15 protein-coding genes and 2 pseudogenes are annotated in these 21155 nt (G+C 56.8%); 9 read left to right on the forward strand and 8 right to left on the reverse strand.

What is annotated here, in order from left to right; translation table 11 throughout:
* The first annotated feature begins 8 nt into the window (after nt 1-8).
* The 5 genes from tssI to PSPTO_RS22740 are packed head-to-tail and all read left to right on the forward strand — an operon-like array spanning nt 9 to nt 7217.
* Complete coding sequence (gene tssI, locus PSPTO_RS22720) at nt 9-2300, forward strand: type VI secretion system tip protein VgrG (protein WP_011104993.1); 2292 nt, start codon at nt 9-11, stop codon at nt 2298-2300.
* Nucleotides 2297-3868: a hypothetical protein gene (locus tag PSPTO_RS22725; protein WP_011104994.1), complete on the forward strand. Its 1572-nt coding sequence runs from the start codon at nt 2297-2299 to the stop codon at nt 3866-3868. The genes tssI and PSPTO_RS22725 overlap by 4 nt, the downstream gene beginning before the upstream one ends.
* Before the next feature lie 3 nt (nt 3869-3871).
* Nucleotides 3872-4813 carry a PoNe immunity protein domain-containing protein gene (locus tag PSPTO_RS22730; protein ID WP_046463424.1) on the forward strand — a complete coding sequence of 314 codons (942 nt, stop codon included), beginning with the start codon at nt 3872-3874 and terminating at the stop codon, nt 4811-4813.
* Between the two features lie 46 nt (nt 4814-4859).
* Nucleotides 4860-6272 carry a hypothetical protein gene (locus PSPTO_RS22735; protein ID WP_226992653.1) on the forward strand — a complete coding sequence of 471 codons (1413 nt, stop codon included), beginning with the start codon at nt 4860-4862 and terminating at the stop codon, nt 6270-6272.
* A gap of 3 nt (nt 6273-6275) precedes the next feature.
* Nucleotides 6276-7217, forward strand: a complete 942-nt coding sequence (locus PSPTO_RS22740; RefSeq protein ID WP_046463425.1) for a PoNe immunity protein domain-containing protein — start codon at nt 6276-6278, stop codon at nt 7215-7217.
* A gap of 303 nt (nt 7218-7520) precedes the next feature.
* Here PSPTO_RS22740 and PSPTO_RS22745 read toward each other — a convergent pair whose 3' ends face one another.
* The gene (locus tag PSPTO_RS22745) at nt 7521-9074 is read right to left on the reverse strand and encodes an IS66-like element ISPsy5 family transposase (RefSeq protein ID WP_003409202.1); all 1554 of its coding nucleotides are present in this window, start codon (nt 9072-9074) and stop codon (nt 7521-7523) included.
* Between the two features lie 17 nt (nt 9075-9091).
* Nucleotides 9092-9451: an IS66 family insertion sequence element accessory protein TnpB gene (gene tnpB, locus PSPTO_RS22750; RefSeq protein ID WP_003409203.1), complete on the reverse strand. Its 360-nt coding sequence runs from the start codon at nt 9449-9451 to the stop codon at nt 9092-9094.
* Between the two features lie 238 nt (nt 9452-9689).
* Here tnpB and PSPTO_RS22755 point away from each other — a divergent pair.
* A pseudogene (locus PSPTO_RS22755) lies at nt 9690-9962 on the forward strand (IS66 family transposase zinc-finger binding domain-containing protein); the annotation flags it as partial.
* A 64-nt stretch (nt 9963-10026) separates the two neighbouring features.
* Here PSPTO_RS22755 and PSPTO_RS22760 read toward each other — a convergent pair.
* The gene (locus tag PSPTO_RS22760; protein WP_005766595.1) at nt 10027-10857 is read right to left on the reverse strand and encodes a mechanosensitive ion channel family protein; all 831 of its coding nucleotides are present in this window, start codon (nt 10855-10857) and stop codon (nt 10027-10029) included.
* A gap of 122 nt (nt 10858-10979) precedes the next feature.
* A complete protein-coding gene (locus PSPTO_RS22765) occupies nt 10980-11459 on the reverse strand; it encodes a YajQ family cyclic di-GMP-binding protein (RefSeq protein ID WP_003380977.1) in 480 nt (159 codons plus the stop codon).
* Nucleotides 11460-11628: 169 nt separating this feature from the next.
* On the opposite strand from PSPTO_RS22765, the gene PSPTO_RS22770 reads away from it, so the two are divergent.
* The 3 genes from PSPTO_RS22770 to PSPTO_RS22780 are packed head-to-tail and all read left to right on the forward strand — an operon-like array spanning nt 11629 to nt 15224.
* Nucleotides 11629-12549, forward strand: a complete 921-nt coding sequence (locus PSPTO_RS22770) for a putative 2-dehydropantoate 2-reductase (RefSeq protein ID WP_011104997.1) — start codon at nt 11629-11631, stop codon at nt 12547-12549.
* 44 nt (nt 12550-12593) lie between these two features.
* Nucleotides 12594-14630 (forward strand): sensor histidine kinase, encoded by a 2037-nt coding sequence (locus PSPTO_RS22775; RefSeq protein ID WP_005766590.1) that lies wholly within the window; start codon nt 12594-12596, stop codon nt 14628-14630.
* Between the two features lie 15 nt (nt 14631-14645).
* Nucleotides 14646-15224, forward strand: a complete 579-nt coding sequence (locus PSPTO_RS22780; RefSeq protein WP_011104998.1) for a cob(I)yrinic acid a,c-diamide adenosyltransferase — start codon at nt 14646-14648, stop codon at nt 15222-15224.
* A gap of 141 nt (nt 15225-15365) precedes the next feature.
* On the opposite strand, the gene PSPTO_RS22785 is transcribed toward PSPTO_RS22780, so the two are convergent.
* From PSPTO_RS22785 to secA, 4 genes and pseudogenes are all read right to left on the reverse strand, one after another.
* Nucleotides 15366-16316 (reverse strand): Nudix family hydrolase, encoded by a 951-nt coding sequence (locus tag PSPTO_RS22785; protein ID WP_011104999.1) that lies wholly within the window; start codon nt 16314-16316, stop codon nt 15366-15368.
* A 19-nt stretch (nt 16317-16335) separates the two neighbouring features.
* Nucleotides 16336-16941, reverse strand: a pseudogene (locus PSPTO_RS22790) (glutathione S-transferase family protein); the annotation flags it as partial.
* 57 nt (nt 16942-16998) lie between these two features.
* A complete protein-coding gene (gene argJ / locus PSPTO_RS22795; protein ID WP_011105001.1) occupies nt 16999-18216 on the reverse strand; it encodes a bifunctional glutamate N-acetyltransferase/amino-acid acetyltransferase ArgJ in 1218 nt (405 codons plus the stop codon).
* 111 nt (nt 18217-18327) lie between these two features.
* Entirely contained in the window at nt 18328-21069 is a 2742-nt protein-coding gene (gene secA, locus PSPTO_RS22800; protein ID WP_005766579.1) for a preprotein translocase subunit SecA, read from the reverse strand.
* Nucleotides 21070-21155 lie beyond the last annotated feature (86 nt).

A 21155-nucleotide genomic window follows, 5' to 3' on the forward strand; every position in this document is an offset into this window, starting at 1 on the left:
GTCAAGACATGCTGGACGCAAACGCAACCCATATTGCCCTCACCCTGGAGGGGATATCCGTTGATTTTCAGGTGCTCAGCTTCTTAGGCAGTGAAGCCCTTAATCAGCCGTTCTGCTTCGACATCGAACTGGTCAGCGCCCGCCCCGATCTGAAGCTCGAAGAGTTGCTGCACAAGCGTGGCTGCCTGACCTTCGGCGCCACAGGCAACGGCCTTGTTCACGGTCTGGTCTATCGCATCACGCAAGGCGACTCTGGCAAAAGCCTGACCCGCTACAGCATCAGGCTCGTGCCGCAGCTGTCTTACCTGCGCCACAACCACGACCAACAAATCTTCCAGCATCTGACCGTACCGAAGATCATCGCGAAGGTCCTCGAAGCCCGTGGCATCCTGGCCGACGCCTACCGCTTTCAGCTCGGCGCGACCTACCCCAAGCGCGATTACTGCGTGCAGTACGACGAGTCAGACCTGCATTTCATCCAGCGTCTGTGCGAAGAAGAAGGCATTCACTTCCACTTCCAGCACAGTGCCAGCGGTCACACACTGGTGTTCGGCGATGATCAGACGGTGTTCCGAAAATTAGCGCCAGTGAGCTACCAGCAAGACTCCGGCATGGCCGCCGAAAGGCCGGTGATCAAACGTTTCAACCTGCGTCTGGAAACCCGCACCACCCGCGTCAGCCGCCGGGATTACGATTTCGAAAAGCCCAGCATCCTACCCCAAGGCAGTGCCAAGATCGCCGCCTCGCCGGACCTTGAAGACTACGATTACCCTGGCCGCTTTACCGACAGCGAACGCGGCAAACAACTGAGCACCCGCGCACTTGAACGTCATCGCGCCGATTACGCACTGGTCGAGGGCAAAGGCGACGAGCCGACGCTGGTCAGCGGCCATTTCCTGGCCCTGAGCGAGCATCCGCGCGCAGAGTGGAACGACCTTTGGCTACTGCTGGAAGTCATTCACGAGGGCAAACAGCCGCAAGTGCTGGGCGAAAACGTCACCAGCGACGTCACGGATAACAAAGACGATTTTCACCAAGGTTACCACAATCGCTTCCTGGCAACGCCGTGGGATGCGCATTACCGCCCTGCTCTGGAACATCCAAAACCCAAAGCGCTGGGTATCCAGACGGCTTTCGTCACCGGGCCACCGGGTGAAGAAATCCATTGCGACGAATACGGGCGTGTCAAAGTCCAGTTCCATTGGGATCGTGACGGTCAGGCCAACGATAACTCCAGCTGCTGGTTGCGCGTCGCCACTGGCTGGGCCGGAAATGCTTACGGTGGCATCACCACTCCACGCGTCGGTATGGAAGTGCTTGTCACCTACCTCGAAGGCGACCCCGACCAACCGCTGATCACCGGCTGCCTGTTTCACAAGGAAAACGTCGCCCCCTACGACCTGCCCGCGAACAAGACACGCAGCACCTTCAAGACGCTCAGCTCACCGGGCGGCAAGGGCTACAACGAGTTTCGTATCGAAGACAAGAAAGGTGCCGAACAGATCTACCTGCACGCCCAGCGCGACTGGGATGAAAACATCGAACACGACCAGAAAATCCGCGTCGGCAACGAGCGCCACGACACCGTTGAAGCCAACACCCTCAGCGAATTCAAGCTAGAGGAGCACCGCATCACCCACCTGGACCGCAAGAGCGAAGCACGGGCGGATGACCATTTGACCGTCGGCGCGACCCGGCACGTGAAAATCGGCACCGCGCAGTTTGTAGAAGCCGGTACGGAGATTCACTACCACGCGGGCAACAAAGTGGTGGTTGAAGGCGGCGTGGAACTGACAGTCAAGGCCGGCGGTAGCTTCGTCAAGATTGATGCAGGTGGCGTGACAATCAGCGGTCCCGAGGCGAAGGTCAATACAGGAGGTTCTGCAGGTGTCGGGGCCGGGATCGGCATTCTTGCCCCGCTCATTCCAGGGCTGGCTGCTGCCGACGCCGCCGGAAACCTGATGAAAGAAGCCAAGGCCAACCCGACCTGGCTGGAGCTGAACCTGCATTACGACAACCTTGAGCCGGTGCCGGGTGCCTCGTATCGCGTCGACTTTGCTGATGGGTCTAAGCGCGAGGGCGTGCTGGACGACGACGGCTTCGCCCGGCTCGAAAATGTTCCGCAAGGGCCGGCCAAGATCTACTACGGCGAAAATCCGAGGCCTTTCAATCGTGAAGGCGTGACCGTTGCTCAGAACTCGGATGAAAAGGTTAACCAAGATCTACGCAAACTCGGTCTGGACCCAGATCAGATCGATTTACCGGCTCTAGTAGAAAAAGTCGCAGGGAGAGTGTCATGAGCGGGGAAATCACTGAAGGAACGAACGGTAGCGAAGACCGCAGCGACGCGTATCAAGAAGCAGCGGTTGAACTGGCCAAAGGTATCGCGCTCGGCGCCGTACCTTTTTTGGGCCAGGCTATCGACGCTTACGACACTATTGAATCCTCTATCGTCCTCTACAACGCAGAGTCGACAGGAGGCAAGGAAGACGCGCAGTTTGATCTGCTGATGGCGATTATCGGCTGGATTCCAGGACCGGGCGACGGCCTGAAGAAAAGCCTGCGCATCGTCAACAAAGACCCCGAACGCTACGCCCCGGTGCTCTTTGACCTGCTGCGCTTCGTGCTGCAGGAATGCGGAATCAAGACCAGCCCCGAAGAACTGCTCAAGCAGGTATTCAACGCTGGAAAACTGACGGCTGACGTCGACCAAATCATCACCGGCGTCAAGGGCTCATCGACCTTCCAGAACCTGCCCAATTGGGCCAAAACCTCCGTGGTCACCGTCCTCGCCGCCTCCCGCGACAATATGCCAGCAATAGTCGGCATCGTTGAGAAGCGCCTGGTGAAATGGAAAGGCATGCAGCGCAACAGCTCTGCGGCGTCCTCGGGTTCAAACCACCCGAAAAGAGCCGAAAAACCCGGCAACAAAGACGCAGCCGTTGCAGCACAGGGCAAAGAAGGCGCGAGCAACACCCACTCCAATCAGGTCGAAGCCTCAAGAATTGGCCTGCAATCGCCTTCCAGTATCCTGAACGAAGGTCTGGGCGTCAGTGGCGAACACATCGCCGACTACATCTGCGCATTCGAATTTGGCTGGGGTAAAGACTGGGATGGACACGACAAAGGCTCGGATGGGAATTGGCTTGAGGGTGTGCCGAGTGCGAGCAAGATGGGGAAACTATCGGCGGGAGGGAGCCCGAAGGCGAAGCATGTGCTTTACAAGTTGACGGATGGAGCTAACGGAACCGGTATCGATGCGGTATGGCGCGCGAATCCTTCGAATAATGAAGGTAAGAAATTTGCGATAGTCGAAGCTAAAGCAAGCCGCGATGAAGATGCTCCTAAATTCATACGCAAGCTTAACAATACTCGAAAGCCAGGCATTGGCTCGAAGTTAGGCGTATCTGGGATCGCTGACCCAAGCGAGCTTATAGAGCCGATAGAGCAGACTGAAATCTCTTCCACAAGCGAAAACAAAAGAAAGGCAGGTAGCGGGAAAAGAAAAACGAACACGAACACATCGATTCAAGAAAAAAAAACCAAACAAAGAAAAAAGCCGCTATTAGTTCAAATGAGTCGTGAATGGATCGAGGAGAACATTGATCGGGCCGTCGCAGGAAGAGCTCTAGGTATTCAAGTTATGAGTTCTCATAGTCGACATCTATTTTACGCTCCGCTATTCCACCCCAGCTTGAGCCCGAAGGATCACGCCGATGCACAGCTGGGTGGCTTGGACGAAAGCGCTCATCAAAATCACAAAGCCTTTCATTACTCTGAGCATGAAGTAAAAAACTTAGTAAATAAACGCAAAAAATCCTTAGCCAAAAAATACGGCGCATTGAATTCTTTGAAAATCGAGGCGTGAAAAATGAATAAGAGACAGAAGTTTTATAGCGAAAAGCATTATCTTAATTTTCAAAGAGAACATAACGAAGTAATTGATTTTTTAAAAACAAACACTTTCGAATCCGATTCCCCTGAAGAAGAAGCAGCACTTCGGTCAAGGCATCTGCAAAAACTTGCATTGGACCGATTATTAGCAGCCTATACGGCCGGAGAGAAAATTGCATCCTTAACCCCGCTGCTTGAAGATCTAATTCAAAAGTACGAACATAGGCAATCAACACTCGAGAAATATGAAAACACTCCAGATATATCTCCACTAGCAATTGACGATTGGCCTTATCAGTATGAGGAATGTGTCCAAGTGATAGGTTTCTGCATATTGCTACATCGCGTGGATCTACTGAAACGCTTCGTCAAATTAATAGACCGTGCAGGCTATGCGGGTGATGACACTTTATATGAGGACCTGCTAACTAAACTACTACCTAACAGATACGATGTAGATGAGTGGTTTCACGAAGCCTACTCACCCTTGGTGCAAGCCATCTACGCGGAAAGCAAAGAGGAAGCGGCCCAGCTTCTAAAAAAATACTGCAGCCAATGGTATTCCTCCTTCAGCCAAGCACCTTGGCATGATTTGCACTTGCAGGGAGAAAATGGAAATTACGTCGGATACTGGGCTATAGAAGCAGGAGCCATTGCATTTCTATATGGTATAGACGACAGTAAGATAGATCACATGGTCTACCCCAAGGATCTGGTCGAGTACGCAAGAAACTACAAAGGTAGTAACGGCACTCAGACCAATCGAGTGGTCGCTGGCGATCCGTGCACTAAGACCGGTTACTGGTTTACTCCAGCCCAAGCAAATTCAAGGCGCCACTTCCAGCAAGGCGAAATCATGCCGCGCATCAGTAATTCGACATGGGGCGACACGCTTTGGTATTGGTCGGGTGAGAATTGAGTAATGCAGGTCGCCAAATCTGAATGACCACGCGAGTAGTACAAACTTGATCGCCAGTGAAGGCGGCGAAGATCGCAGCGCTCTGTCAGTGATGCGCTATTCGATCAACGCCGCCATCGGCTGGATTCCAAGACCGGGCGACGGCCTGAAGAAAAGCTTGCGCATCGTCAACAAAGACCCCGAACGCTACGCCCCGGTGCTCTTTGACCTGCTGCGCTTCGTATTGCAGGAATGCGGAATCAAGACCAGCCCGGAAGAACTGCTCAAGCAGGTATTCAACGCTGGAAAACTGACGGCTGACGTCGACCAAATCATCACCGGCGTCAAGGGCTCATCGACCTTCCAGAACCTGCCCAATTGGGCCAAAACCTCTGTGGTCACCGTCCTCGCCGCCTCCCGCGACAATATGCCAGCAATAGTCGGCATCGTTGAGAAGCGACTGGTGAAATGGAAAGGCATGCAGCGCAACAGCTCTGCGGCATCCTCGGGTTCAAACCACCCGAAAAGAGCCGAAAAACCCGGCAACAAAGACGCAGCCGTTGCGGCACAGGGCAAAGAGGGCGCGAGCAGCACGCATTCCAATCAGGTCGAAGCCTCCAGAATTGGCCTGCAATCGCCTTCCAGCATCCTGAACGAAGGTCTGGGCGTCAGTGGCGAGCACATCGCCGATTACATCTGCGCAGTCGAATTCGGCTGGGGCAAGGACTGGGATGGGCATGACAAGGGCGCGGATGGGAAGTGGCTTGAAGGTTTGCCGAGTGCGAGCAAGATGGGGAAGCTGTCGGCGGGAGGGAGCCCCAAGGCAAGGCATGTGCTTTACAAGTTGACGGATGGAGCTAATGGAACGGGGATTGATGCTATCTGGCGAGCTAACCCTGCCAACAATGGGGGCGAAAAATTTGCCATCGTTGAGGCAAAAGCTAGCAAGGATGAAGATGCGCCCAAGTTTATGCGTAAGTTGAATAATACGCGTAAGCCGGGGGTTGCGTCCAAGTTGGGTGCCTCAGGCTTGGGTGACCCAAGTGATTTGATAGAACCGATTGATAGCCCGGAGATCAAAACTTCCGGCAAAAAAGAGAAAAAAATAAACACTGGAAAAAGCAAGGTCAGCGCTACTAAAAGTGAAGCATCTTCATCGAGAAAGAAAAAAAATATTGTCGTTCAAATGAGCGTTGAATGGATAAGGCAAAATCTTGAAAAAGCCGGCCTTGGGTACTCTCTACAGCTTCAAATTGCTGGGTCATACAGTCGCCACCTATTCTATACACCTTTATATCACGCAAGTCTTAGCCCGAAAGAACACGCCAGCGCACGCCTGAACAACACTCACGAGTCTACTCACAGGAATCACCAAGCATTTCACTATGGAGAGAAGGAAGTTAGGGGTTTTGTGAATAAGCGTAAAAAATCTTTGACAAAAAAATATGGCGCGCTTGACTCTCTAAAGCTTGAGGTGTAGACAATGATAAAAAGACAGAAGTTTTTTAGTGAAGATCACTACAAATATATTTTAAGGGAGCATGACGAGGCGGTAGAGCTCCTAAAGACTGTAACCTTCAAGTCGGAGTCCCCCGAAGAGGAAGCGGCTCTCCGCTCAGGTTTTATTCAAAATCTAGCTCTCCGAAAGCTTACAGCAGCATATACAGCAGGAGAAGATATTTCATCCCTTATAGGTATGCTGGAAGATTTAATCGAGAAGTATGAAGTACGGCAGCTCAAGCTTTCAATATCAGAGCGCTCTGCTGACATCTCCCCTTTAGCAATTGACGACTGGCCTCACGAGTATGAAGAATGCGTCCAAGTGATTAGTTTGTGCATACTATTACACCGCACCGACTTACTGAAGCGTTTCGTGACTCTAATGGACAAAGCAGGATATGCTGGCGACGACACCTTATATGAGGACTTACTAAGAAAAACATTACCAAATCGGCAGGATATCGACCAATGGTATCATGATGTATATACGCCTTTAATCCAAGCGATATATGCAGACTCTAAAGAAAAATCATCTAAACTCCTGAGTGAATACTGTAAACAATGGTACCCCGCGTTCAAACAAGCACCGTGGCATGATACCCACTTGCAGGGAGAAGAAGGAAACTATGTAGGCTATTGGGCTTTTGAGGCGGGGGCAATCGCTTTTTTATATGGGATAGACGACAGCAAGATAGATCACATGGTCTACCCCAAGGATCTGGTCGAGTACGCAAGGAATTACCAAGGTACTAATAGCACTCAAGTAAACCGTGTGGTTGCTGGCGACCCTTGCACCAAAACCGGTTATTGGTTTACTCCAGCACAAGCAAATTCAAGGCGCCACTTCCAGCAAGGCGAAATCATGCCAAGTATCAGCGACTCGAAATGGGGCGACACGCTTTGGTATTGGTCGGGTGAGAATTGAGTAATGCAGGTCGCCAAATCTGAATGACCACGCGAGTAGTACAAACTTGATCGCCAGTGAAGGCGGCGAAGATCGCAGCGCTCTCAGTGATGCGCTATTCGGTCAACGCCGTCATCGGCTGGATTCCAGGACCGGACGACGGCCTGAAGAAAAGCCTGCGCATCGTCAACAAAGACCCCGAACGCTACGCCCCGGTGCTCTTTGACCTGCTGCGCTTCGTGCTGCAGGAATGCGGAATCAAGACCAGCCCGGAAGAACGTAAGCGATCCACCAACCACACCTACCATCAGATGCGGCTTCCGTTTATCTTGGCATTTCCGGTGAGCAGTTCCACGGCAGCAACGCCTCATAGTCGGCCACCGACTGCGCAAGTGGCAACCTCTCCAGTACGTGGCGCAGCCACGTATAGGGCTCCTGGCCGTTGACCTTGGCGGTCTCGACCAAGCTATAGATCTGTGCACTGGCGGTGGCGCCTTTAGGCGTGTCGCTGAACAGCCAGGCTTTGCGCCCAATAACAAACGGCTTTATTGCGCGCTCTGCCGGGTTGTTGTCGATCGGTAAAAAGCCGGCTTCCACGTAACGCTTCAGCCGACTCCAGTTATTCGCCAGATAACCAACTGCCTTGCCCAGCACGCTTTGCGGCGTCACGTGGGACTGAGTTTTATCCAGCCAGCTTTTCAACTGAGCCAAGATTGGCAGGCTTTTCTCCTGCCGACCGGTAAAGCGCTGTTCGTCGCTGCCGTCTTTCAATTCGCGCTCGATACCGTACAGCTTATTGATCATCGTCAGCGCGATATCGGCACGCCCGGTCTTGCCCTTAGGTTGCACTTTTTGTGCTTCGACAAATTTGCGCCGCGCATGGGCCATACACGCCAAGCGCTCCACGCCCGGTTGTAACGCCAGCGCGTTATAGCCCGCGTAATCATCAGTCATCACATAGCCGCGATAACTTTCCAGCAGCCGTAACGGTACGTCCTGCGCGCGGCTGGAAGTGTAGTCGAACAATACGACTTTATGATCTGGAGGCCCGCTGGCCTGTACCCACATCCAGGATTGGCTGGTCGGGTCTCGATCTGGTTCTTTCAGTACCTGAACGCGGGTTTCGTCACAGTGGATGACCGGGCTTTCCAGCAATCGATCACGCATCAGATTTAACAGCGGCTGCAAATGTTCGCCGCACTGGATAATCCAGCGGGCCAACGTTTGACGCGGGATTTCTATGCCATGTCGGCTTAGCACCGTTTCAAAACGATGCAGCGGCAAGCCGTCGACATACTTGGTGGTCAGCAGCATGGCCAACACGCTGGGGCTGGCCATGCTCTTTTCAATCAACTGCGCAGGCTTGCCGGCTGTGACCGGTGCCGACTCACAGCCACGACAGCCGTAGACTTTGCGGATGTGTTTGATCACCCGAATCTGCATCGGCACGATATCCAGTTGCTCGCTGGTTTCCTCGCTGACGACATGCTTGCGGCAACCGCAGGCACAGGTCAGTTCGTGTTCGGGCAGCTCGTGGATGACTTCAATGCGCGGCAGATCAGCCGACAGTGGCTTGCGCTTGCCACGGCGTGGCGCAGGAGCAACTACTTCCTCATCAGCATCGCCGACCGGGAGCATAGGCTCGCTTTCAGGTTCATTGAACAAGGCAAGTTGAGGGGTATTAGGCTCGACGGTTTGTTCGGACTTTCGACCAAAAATACGGTCACGCAGCAGCTTGATCTGCTCTTTGAGATCAACGATGTGAGTGGCGTAGGCGTCTTTAACTTCCTGTTCGCGCGAGCGTGCTTCGTAGCTCTCAAGCAGCATCTGTTTGAGCAATACGGGATCGTCAGGAAGGTTGTCGGGCAATGGTCGCATGCCCTGGATTATACCCGTCAGGCAACAAACCTTGGAGTCAAAATCTTATGAGGACGGTTGCGCCACAGATCAAATCCATCCAGCAGCCAATTCAATTCCTGAACCGTCAGCACAATGGCTTCGTCGACATCATCTGGCGAGATTTTGAAACGCTCGGACTCGAGACGCTTGAGCCAAAGGCAGAAGCCGTTACGCTCCCAATACAAAATCTTCACTCGATTCCGGGATTTGTTGAGAAAGACAAAGAGCACCGGATCAAAGACCGCCACTTTAATATCCAACTCGACCAAAGCAGCTAAGCCATCGATGGATTTTCTGAAATCCACGGGTTTGGGATAGAGGTAGACTTTCTCGACTTTGGCGTCGGGTCGCATCATGGTGCTGGCTCCTGAAAGAAAACGGGAGCACAGCATCAGGCGTCAGCCAGTGGCTTGAAATGTGGGGTTCGTGGATCGGATACAAATGGAAAGGCATGCAGCGCAACAGCTCTGCGGCGTCCTCGGGTTCAAACCACCCGAAAAGAGCCGAAAAACCCGGCAACAAAGACACAACCGTTGCGGCGCAGGGCACAGAGGCGCGAGCAGCACCCATTCCAATCAGGTAGAACCCTCAAGACTGTCGGCAGATCTTCCCCGCATCGAAGTCATTCACGAACTGCCCAAGCACGAACTGACCTGTGCTTGCGGTCGCCGCAAGCATGTCATCAGCGAAGAAACCAGCGAGCAGCTGGATATCGTGCCGATGCAGATCCGTGTAATCAAACACATCCGCAAAGTCTACGGTTGCCGGGGTTGTGAAACGGCACCGGTCACCGCTGACAAGCCGGCTCAGTTGATCGAAAAGAGCATGGCCAGTCCAAGCGTATTGGCCATGCTGCTGACCACCAAAAACGAACGCATATAAAAAAGCCCCGACTCTAACGAGCCAGGGCTTTCTCGTGCCGCACACACGATTACTCCTGAACCACCCGCACAATCCGCTGCGGCAATGGAATCTCGATGCCTGCGTCCTTCAAGCGGTCACGCGCTTCGATGTTGAACATTGAGCTCACGTCGCCCATGTCGCCAGTGCTGGTCCAGACGCGCAGCGACAGGGTGATCGCGTTTTCGCCCAGCGCAGCGACCACGGCCTGCGGGGCCGGGTCCTTGAGTACGCGCGGGTCGTCGGCCATGTCCAGCAGGACCTGCAGTGCTTTTCTCAGATCCGCATCGTGGCTGACGCCGATGTCGAACGAGATCTTGCGGGTCGGCTGACGATTGGTGTTGGTGATGATGCCGTTGGACAGGTTGCCGTTGGGCATGATCACGGTGCGATTGTCGCCGGTGCGCAGTACGGTGTGGAAGATCTGGATGTTGTCGACAGTTCCCGCGACACCCTGAGCTTCGATCCAGTCACCAATGCGGAACGGGCGAAACAGCAGAATCAGCACGCCGCCCGCGAAGTTCGCCAGGCTGCCTTGCAAGGCCAGACCGATGGCCAGACCGGCAGCACCGATAGCGGCCACGAACGAGGTGGTTTCGACGCCGATCATCGATGCGACGCTGACCACCAGCAGGATTTTCAGAATGATGTTCGCCAGGTTGCTGACAAAGCCCTGCAAGGCCAGATCGGCGTGGCGCAGCGCCAGCAGCGCACCCAGTTTGCCGGTGAGCCGATTGATCAGCCACCAGCCCACGCACAGTGTGACCAGTGCCAGCAGCAAACGGCTGCCGTATTCCATGATCATCGGAATCCACGCCTGCGACGCTTGCCACAGATGACCGACTTCTGCGTTTAAATCCATCGTTATCTCCTTACCCGTCACGAACTGACATCGAAGCGGCGGCGGGCTACCGTCGCTTCAACGTTCAAGGCGATTCGGACTGACCGGGGGACGCAGGGTTCCCTGGCGCTCAGTACAAATGTTCAGTCGCGGAAGTTGTTGAACTGCAGCGGCATGCCCGAATCGTAGGCGCGCAGTGCAGCGATGGCCTCTTGCAGGTCGTCGCGCTTCTTGCCGGTAATGCGTACCTGCTCGCCCTGAATGGCGGCCTGGACCTTGAGTTTGGCTTCCTTGACGTGAGCGACGATTTTCTTCGCCAGCTCCTTGTCGATGCCTTCGCGCAGTACGGCTTCCTGCTTCATCAGCTTGCCGGATGCGTAGGCGTCTTTGACTTCCAGGCATTTGCCGTCGATCTTGCGCTTGACCAGCGCCAGCTTGAGGATCTCGATCATCGCTTCCAGCTGGAAGTCGGCTTCGGCGGTCAGCGTAACGGTCAGTTCCTTGAACTCGAACGTGCCTTTGCCTTTAAGGTCATAGCGACGGTCCAGTTCTTTGATGGCGTTGTCGACGGCATTCGTGACTTCGTGTTTATCCAATTCGGACACTACGTCGAACGAGGGCATGTATGTTCTCCAGATAAACGGCGTGCGCACGATTTGGGCACGCATGACTTGACGGTGTGAAAGAACGCTCATTATAACGAGACTTTTCCTGCGTTCACTGTGAGCCTTTCATGCACATCCCTGTTTTCACGTTCAGCAGACCGTTTCAGTACGTGATCGTGCCGCGCTGATGGCCGTTATCTGGCATGTACTCGGTGCGGGCAGCCTGGGCAGTCTGTGGGCAACGCGGCTGACACGGGCGGGCCTTCCAGTGCGCCTGATACTGCGCGACGCCGCCAGACTGGCCACTTATCAAGCCGGTGGCGGCTGCGTGACACTGGTCGAGGGCGACGTGGCCCAGGCTTATCCGATCGAGGCGCAAACTGCTGCGCACAACGAGCCCATCGAGCGCCTGCTGGTTGCCTGCAAGGCGTATGACGCTGAACAGGCGGTTGCGCAGGTGGCAACGCGCCTTGCGGCCAATGCCGAGGTGATCCTGCTGCAGAACGGTCTAGGCAGTCAGGACGCGGTGGCTGCGCGAGTTCCCCATGCCCGTTGCCTGTTCGCGTCCAGCACCGAAGGCGCGTTTATGGAATCGGACTGGCGCGTCAGGTTCGCCGGCCAGGGTTTTACCTGGCTGGGCGATGTGTCGAACCCGACGGCACCTTCACTGTTGCAAGATGTGCGCGACAGCCGCATTGCCCATGAATGGGCGCCCGATATCCTGACACGCCTGTGGCGTAAGCTGGCGCTCAATTGCGCGATCAACCCGCTGACCGTGCTGCACGACTGCCGTAACGGTGGATTGCTTGACCACGGCGACGAGGTGGCGACGCTCTGCGCCGAGCTGAGCGACCTGCTGGCGTGTTGCGGTCAGCCAGCCGCCGCGCCAGGGCTGCACGACGAGGTACTGCGTGTTATCCAGGCGACGGCGGCCAATTACTCATCCATGTATCAGGATGTACTTCACCGGCGCCGAACCGAAATCAGCTATTTGCTGGGATACGCTTGCGCAGCGGCGGCACGCCATCGCAGTCCTGCACCGTACTTGCAGCAATTACAGACGCGTCTGACAGCTCATCTGGCAAGCAAGGGTTTGCGTACTGACTAGCCCGCGCTACCCTGCTCGCATCACACCTCAATGCGGCTCGCCCAATGCCTTTGCGCCAACGCCTGGAAAACCTGCCGGTAGGTCAGAAACTGCTGGCTGCCCTGCTGGTCCTGATGACCACCGTGCTGCTGGTCGCCAACCTGACCTTCATCGGTGCCGCGTATTACATCTCTCAAGAAGCGATGGCGCCACAGGCCTTGCAGACCATCGGCCGACTGATCAGCAGCGCCGACCTCAACGAGCGGGCCTTGTACTCGCCAAACGAAGCACGTGCCCTGCTCAAAGAGCTGAAAAGTTACGGGCCGTTACGTGCAGCGGCGCTGTATGACAATGACGGCGAGCGGCTTGAACAGATGCAACAGGGTCAGAGCCTTGAACTGCCCAGGCACTTCAAAGACCTCGATAGCTGGCGCCTGACCGAGTTTCGCAGCACGCAGGTGATCACCGTGCCCAAGGGAGACGAGCCGCCCGGGCATCTGTTGCTGGTCGCCAGCAGCGAGCTGCCGCCTGCGTTCTATACCGGCACGCTGACCGCCAGCCTTGGCATTCTGGTGTTCAGCGTGTTGCTGTGGCTGGTGGTGGCGCGGCAGATCAGGCGCTTGATCACCGAGCCTATCTACCAACTCGAAGAACTGTCCCGGCAGGTGACCCGCGAAGAAAACTACGCCTTGCGCGCGGAGCCTGGCAACGTCGATGAAATCGGCAGTCTGGCCGAGGCGTTCAATACCATGTTGTCGCGTATCGAGGCGCGTGAGCAGCAACTCAAGCGCGCCCGTGACGATTCCCAGGAAGCCTACGATCAGGCTCAGGGGCTGGCCGAGGAAACCCGCCACACCAACCGCAAGCTGGAGCTGGAAGTTCAGGTGCGCAGCAAGATCGAGAAGAAGCTCACCGGTTTTCAGAACTACCTCAACAGCATCATCGATTCGATGCCTTCGGCGATGATCGCGCTGGATGAGCAGTTGTACGTGACCCAGTGGAATCAGGAGGCGACCGCGCTTTCCGGGACCACGCTGGACGAGGCGCTGAATCAGCCGATTTTTCTCGCATTCGAGCCGATGCGTTCGTTTCTGCCGCAGATCAAGCATACGGTCGAGCGGCACAGCGTGACCAAGATCGAGCGTGTGAACTGGATCAAGAACGACGAGGCGCGCCACTATGCGCTGACCTTTTACCCGCTGACCGGCGATGCCGGGCGGGGCGTGGTGATCCGCATCGATGACATCACCCAGCGTATTTCGCTGGAAGAAATGATGGTCCAGTCGGAGAAGATGCTGTCAGTCGGCGGGCTGGCGGCGGGCATGGCGCATGAGATCAACAACCCGCTGGGGGCGATTTTGCACAACGTGCAAAACATCCGACGGCGCCTGTCTCCGGAATTGCCAAAGAACATCGAACAGGCCGAGGCCGATGGCATCGATCTGGCACAGGTCAATCTTTACCTGGAAAGCCGCGACGTGCCAAAGCTGCTCGACGGCATTCAGCAGGCCGGTGCAAGAGCCGCGAAAATCGTCAGCCACATGCTCAACTTCAGTCGCTTGAGCAGCCGTCAGCTGTCGCCCAGCGACTTGCCGGCACTGGTTGATCAGGCCGTGGAGATCGCCAGTAACGACTTCGACCTGACCATCGGTTTCGACTTCAAGGGCCAGCACATCATTCGTCAGTTCGACCCGGAACTGGGTCCGGTGCCGTGCATCGCCAACGAGCTGGAACAAGTGCTGCTGAACTTGCTGAAAAACGCTGCCCAGGCAATTCATCAGCGACCCGAGAGCGAAGAGCCCGGACGCATTATCCTGCGCACCCGTCTCAATCCACCGTGGGCCGAAATTCAGGTGGAAGACAACGGCATCGGCATGTCGGAGAGCGTTCGCAAACGTACTTTCGAGCCGTTCTTTACCACCAAGGAGATTGGTCAGGGCACCGGGCTGGGTCTGTCGGTGTCGTACTTCATCATCACCAACAACCACAAAGGCCAGATGGAGGTGCAGTCCTCCCTCGGCACCGGCACCTGCTTTACCCTGCGTTTACCGCTGGTAGCCAATCAGGTGAATGTTCAGCAGCAGGTCATTTCCAAGTCTTGATCAGGAATCGTAGCAATGGGCTTTCGTTTGTCGAAGATATACACACGCACTGGCGACACCGGAGAAACCGGACTGGGCGACGGCCGTCGGGTGCCCAAGGACCATCCACGCGTCGAGGCGATCGGTGAGGTCGATACGCTCAACAGTCAGCTCGGGTTACTGCTCGCGGGGCTTATTGATGAGGCTCGGCGCGTGCCGGCGCTTAACGAAGTGATTGAGGTGCTTGTGCCCTGCCAGCATCGGCTGTTCGATCTGGGCGGGGAGCTGGCGATGCCGACCTACAAGGCGCTGAACAGTGCAGAGGTCGAGCGGCTGGAAGCGGCCATTGATGTGTGGAATGAAGAGTTGGGGCCGCTGGAAAACTTCATTTTGCCCGGTGGCTCGACGCTGATCGCCCAAGCGCACATCTGCCGCAGTCTGGCACGCAGCGCCGAACGCCGCTGCCAGCATTTGAACGCAGTCGAGCCATTGGAAGGCGCTGGGCTTGCGTACATCAACAGGCTGTCGGACCTGCTGTTCGTGGCAGCGCGACTGATCGCCAGAAGGCAAGGCATTGCTGAAATACTCTGGGAGCCCGCGCCCAAGCCGGTTTGACATCAAGCCGAAATAGCTGCGCGATACGGAGCTTCACCCAGAGCATTCCGACGCTGGAGCGTGAGCAACGATAATCTCGACTATCGTGCGACGCTCAGCCTCGGCATGCCGTTCTGGACGCTCTGCGTCCTCTGTGGCAACTCAGATGATTTCGTCAGGCCAGAACGCGCGTATTCCTGCCACGCCCTGTGCGCCGCTTTCCCAGGCCTGTTGGCGCTGCGCAGGGCCTACGCCGCCCAACAGAAAGACAGGCTTGTTGAAGCCTGCGATCAATCGGGTGGCCTGTTCCCAACCCAGCGGCTGTGCGTCCGGATGGGTCAGGGTGGGCTGAACCGGTGACAGGGTAACGAAATCCACACCCATCTGCTCTGCCAGTGCCAGCTCTTCGGCGCTGTGGCAGGACGCAGCCAGCCAGCGATTCTCGGGGAACGGACGTCCATTACTGGCGTACTTGCGCAGTTGCTGTGCCGTCAGATGCCAACCAGCGGAAGGAAAGTCACCCAGCCATTCCAGAGGGCCTTTGAGCATGAGTTGCGCCTTGCCTGCACACAAACCTGCCGCATCCACCGCCAGATCGCGGTACTTCGGGTCATAGCCACCCGGCGCTCGCAGTTGCACCAGCTTGATTCCGCCAGCAATGGCCTTCTGCAGGCCGCGCAGCAACTCGATGTTGTCCAGCCCCTCGGGCGTGATCAGGTACTCGCCGGGCAAGCGTGCGGCGGCGACGATCGGCTGATTGGCTGCCGGAAAATCGTAATTGGCCAGCTCACGAGGGCTCGCCCAGACCAATGGCTGCCCTTCTGCACCGTGCGGTTCGCCCGTGAAGGCCGAAACCTCCCACACGTCCAGCAGCACCTGCTTGTCCGGGTAATCATGGCAAACCTTGATCAACGGACGCGCCGCCGTCACTACAATGCCCAGTTCTTCCTGCAGCTCACGTGCAAGCGCAATCTCGACCGTCTCGCCCGCCTCGACCTTGCCGCCAGGAAACTCCCAGAGGCCGCCCTGATGCTGACTGTCGGCGCGTCGGGCGATCAGTACCCGGCCGTCGGTACCGCGAATGACGGCGGCGGCCACATGAACTCGTTTCACGATCAGGACTCCTCCAGACCTGCTGCCAGCGCTTGAATGCAGGCCACTGGTACAGGGTTTCAACGTACGCCAGCGCCTCGGCAGGCAACTGGACACGATAGCCGCGCAGGCGAATCGCCACGGGCGCAAAGAACGCATCGGCAATGCTCGGTTTACCAAACAGGAAGGGGCCCGTCTCGACAGCAGCAGCGTGGCACTCGGCCCACAACGCAACGATGCGGTCGATGTCGTTCTGGGTGTCGACAGAAATCACTTCCAGCGCCTGATCACGACGCAGGTCCATCGGCATGTTCGAGCGCAGGCTGACGAAACCACTGTGCATCTGCGCACAGGCCGAACGAGCCTGGGCACGGGCAGCGATGTCGCGCGGCCACAAGTCGGCGTCAGGGAAGCGCTCGACCAGGTATTCGCAAATGGCCAGCGAATCAATGATCGTACCGTGCTCGCACTGCAGCGCAGGCACTTTGCCGGTCGGCGAATACTGGAGAATGTTATCGCGGGTATCAGGCTGGTTGAGGCGGATAACTTGATCGGTGAAGGGCGCACCGATCATTTCCAGCACCAGCCAGGGGCGCAGCGACCAGGAGGAGTAGCGTTTGTCGCCGATAATCAGATGCAGGCTCATGGTTCAGCTCCATTGAGTCCGGCACGAAGTCAGGATGACCCCGCGCCAGACATTGAATCAGGTGCGGTATTCGGCGTTGATCTTCACGTACTCGTGAGAAAGGTCCGTGGTCCAGATGGTTTCACTGCAATCACCACGACCCAGTTCGATACGGATGGTGATTTCGGCCTCGGCCATGACCGCCGAGCCCTGCTCTTCGGTGTAGGTGGTGGCGCGGCAGCCTTGGCTGGCGATGCACACGCCGCCCAGGAACACATCGATCTTGCTCACGTCCAGGTCCGGAACACCGGCACGGCCGACAGCGGCCAGAATGCGACCCCAGTTCGGATCGGACGCAAACAGCGCGGTCTTGATCAGCGGCGAGTGGGCGACGGCGTAACCGACATCCAGGCATTCCTGATGATTGCCACCGCCGTTGACTTCCACGGTGACAAACTTGGTCGCGCCTTCGCCGTCACGCACGATGGCCTGAGCGACTTCCATGCACACGTCGAACACGGCTTTCTTCAAGGCTTCGAACAACAACCCTTTGGCTTCGGTGATTTCAGGCAGATCAGCCTGGCCGGTGGCAATCAGCATGCAGCAATCGTTGGTCGAGGTATCGCCATCGATCGTGAGGCGGTTGAACGACTTGTTGGCACCGTCACGGATCAAGTCCTGCAGGACGCTCTGCGAGACTTTGGCGTCGGTGGCGATGTAACCGAGCATGGTCGCCATGTTCGGGCGAATCATGCCTGCGCCTTTGCTGATGCCGGTCACCGTGATGGTCACGCCATCGTGCGTGAACTGGCGACTGGCCCCTTTGGGCAGCGTGTCGGTGGTCATGATCCCGGTCGCCGCAGCGGCCCAATTATCCACAGACAGGTCGTCGAGCGCGGCCTGCAGTGCGCCTTCGATCTTTTCCACCGGCAACGGCTCGCCGATCACGCCCGTCGAGTACGGCAGCACCGCCGACGCATCAACGCCAGTCAGTTGCGCCAGCGCCTCACAGGTGCGACGTGCGGCAACCAGACCCGGCTCACCGGTGCCAGCGTTGGCATTGCCGGTATTGGTCAGCAGATAACGCACGGTGCCTTGCACGCGCTGCTTGGCCAGAATGACCGGCGCTGCGCAGAACGCATTCAAGGTGAATACACCAGCCACGCTGGAGCCTTCGGCACAGCGCATGACCACGACGTCCTTGCGCCCCGGGCGTTTGATGCCGGCAGACGAAATGCCAAGTTCAAAACCGGGAACCGGGTGCAGCGCAGGCAACGGACCAAGACCAACAGCCATCGGGGTGTGCTCCTCAAGGAGTGTGGCGCCGTCCATTCCGGTACGGCAATCAATGAAAAAACGCCGCGACGGGCAAGCCGGTCGCGGCGCAGGTATTACACAGTCACAGGCTTAATTGATCTGGCCGTGACAGTGCTTGAATTTCTTGCCAGAGCCACACCAGCACAGCTCGTTACGACCCAGTTTCTGGTCGTTGCGAATTGGCTCCGAGACCACGGCTACCGGCACTTCGCCGCCCTCTTCATCAGCCAGCGGCTGATCGAGACCCGGCGCTGGCGCGTGTTCGAACTGCATGCGGCTGGCCAGTTCTTCGGCCTCGCGACGCAGACGCGCCTCTTCTTCCTCTGGATCTTCGCGGCGCACTTGCACGTGCGAAAGCACGCGAATGGTGTCGCGCTTGATCGAATCCAGCAACTCCTGGAACAGCGTAAAGGACTCGCGCTTGTATTCCTGTTTCGGATTCTTCTGAGCGTAACCGCGCAGGTGAATGCCGTGACGCAGGTGGTCCATCGTCGACAGATGGTCTTTCCACAGGTCGTCGACGACACGCAACAGGATTTGCTTCTCGAAAGAACGCAGCGCTTCGGCGCTGGCCTGATCTTCCTTCTCGTTATACGCGACCAGCAACTGCGCCATGATTTTCTCGCGCAGGCTGTCCTCGTGCAGGTTGTCGTCTTCGTCCAGCCACTGCTGGATCGGCATTTTCACGGCAAAGTCGGTGTTCAGTGCAGCTTCCAGACCGGCAACGTTCCATTGCTCTGGCAGGGATTGCGGCGGGATGTGCTGGCTGACCAGGCTGTTGAGCACTTCTTCGCGGAAGTCAGCAATGGTGTCGCCGATGTTCTCAGCAGCCAGCAGGCTGTTACGCATGTGATAAATCACTTTGCGCTGCTCGTTGGCCACGTCATCGAACTCAAGCAGTTGCTTGCGGATGTCGAAGTTACGACCTTCCACCTTGCGCTGCGCTTTTTCGATGGCGTTGGTCACCATGCGGTGCTCGATGGCCTCACCGGACTGCATGCCCAGCGCCTTCATGAAGTTCTTCACCCGGTCAGAGGCAAAGATGCGCATCAGGCTGTCTTCAAGCGACAGGTAGAAACGGCTGGAACCGGTATCGCCCTGACGACCCGCACGACCTCGCAGCTGGTTATCGATACGACGCGATTCGTGACGCTCGGAGGCAATCACATGCAGGCCGCCCGCTTCGATCACCTGCTGGTGGCGCTTCTGCCAGTCAGCCTTGATCTGTGCGATCTGCTCGGGGGTCGGGTCTTCCAGGTTGGCGACTTCGACTTCCCAGTTGCCGCCCAGCAGGATGTCAGTACCGCGACCAGCCATGTTGGTGGCGATGGTCAGCGCACCTGGACGACCGGCCTGAGCAATGATTTCGGCTTCTTTTTCGTGGAACTTGGCGTTCAGAACCTTGTGTTCGATGCCTTCATTGTTGAGCAGGCGGGACATGTGCTCGGACGTTTCGATGGTCGCCGTACCGACCAGCACCGGACGATTCTCGGCCAGGCAGGCCTTGATGTCAGTCACGATGGCCGCGTACTTCTCTTCCGCCGTCAGATAGACGAGGTCGTTGAAGTCTTTACGCGCCAAAGGCTTGTTCGGCGGAATGACCATCACCGCCAGGGTGTAGATCTGGTGGAATTCGAACGCTTCGGTGTCGGCCGTACCGGTCATGCCGGACAGTTTGTTGTACAGACGGAAGTAGTTCTGGAAGGTGGTCGAGGCCAGGGTCTGGCTTTCAGCCTGAATGTTCAGGTTTTCCTTGGCTTCGATAGCCTGATGCAGACCCTCGGACAAGCGACGACCCGGCATGGTACGACCGGTGTGCTCGTCAACCAGCAGCACCTGACCGTCCTGAACGATGTACTCGACGTTGCGATTGAACAGTTTGTGCGCACGCAGACCGGCATAGACGTGCGTCAACAGGCCCAGGTTATGCGCCGAATACAGGCTCTCGCCTTCGGCCAGCAGGCCGACTTCGGTGAGCATCTCTTCGATGAACTGGTGACCGGCTTCGTTCAGCTCGACCTGACGGGTTTTTTCGTCAACGGTGAAGTGGCCCGGCTTGGTAACTTCGCCTTCCACTTCCTCGATGTGCTGCTCGAGCTTGGGGATCAGGCGGTTGATTTCGGTATACAGCTTGGAGCTGTCTTCGGCCTGACCCGAGATGATCAACGGCGTGCGCGCTTCGTCGATCAGAATCGAGTCGACTTCGTCGATCACGGCGAAGTTGAGTTCGCGCTGGAACTTGTCGTCCATGCTGAACGCCATGTTGTCGCGCAGGTAATCGAAGCCGTATTCGTTATTGGTGCCGTAGGTGATGTCGGCAGCGTAGGCGGCGCGCTTCTCTTCCGGCGGCTGGAATGGCGTGACGATGCCGACGGTCAGACCGAGGAATTCGTACAGCGGGCGCATCCAGTTGGCGTCGCGGCGAGCGAGGTAGTCGTTCACGGTAACCACGTGAACGCCCTTGCCGGACAACGCATTGAGGTACACAGCCAAGGTGCCGACGAGGGTTTTACCTTCACCGGTACGCATTTCTGCGATCTGACCTTCGTGCAGGGTCATGCCGCCGATCAACTGAACGTCGAAGTGGCGCATGCCCATGACACGCTTGCCCGCTTCACGGGCCACCGCGAAGGCTTCAGGCAGCAATTGATCGAGGGTCTCGCCTTTGGCTATGCGGGCCTTGAACTCTTCGGTCTTGGCGCGCAATTGCTCGTCCGAAAGGGCCACCATTTGCTCTTCGAAGGCATTGACGATCTGTACCGTCTTGAGCATGCGTTTGACTTCACGCTCGTTCTTGCTTCCAAAAAGTTTTTTCAACAAAGGCGCAAACATATCGACAGGATCTTCCACACATAGGAATGGAGGGCGGCCCCGTGAGTCGCCCGTGCAGCCCAGATGGCCACATGCGAACGAGCATT

It is taken from the genome of Pseudomonas syringae pv. tomato str. DC3000, assembly GCF_000007805.1.
GTDB lineage: Bacteria > Pseudomonadota > Gammaproteobacteria > Pseudomonadales > Pseudomonadaceae > Aquipseudomonas > Aquipseudomonas avellanae.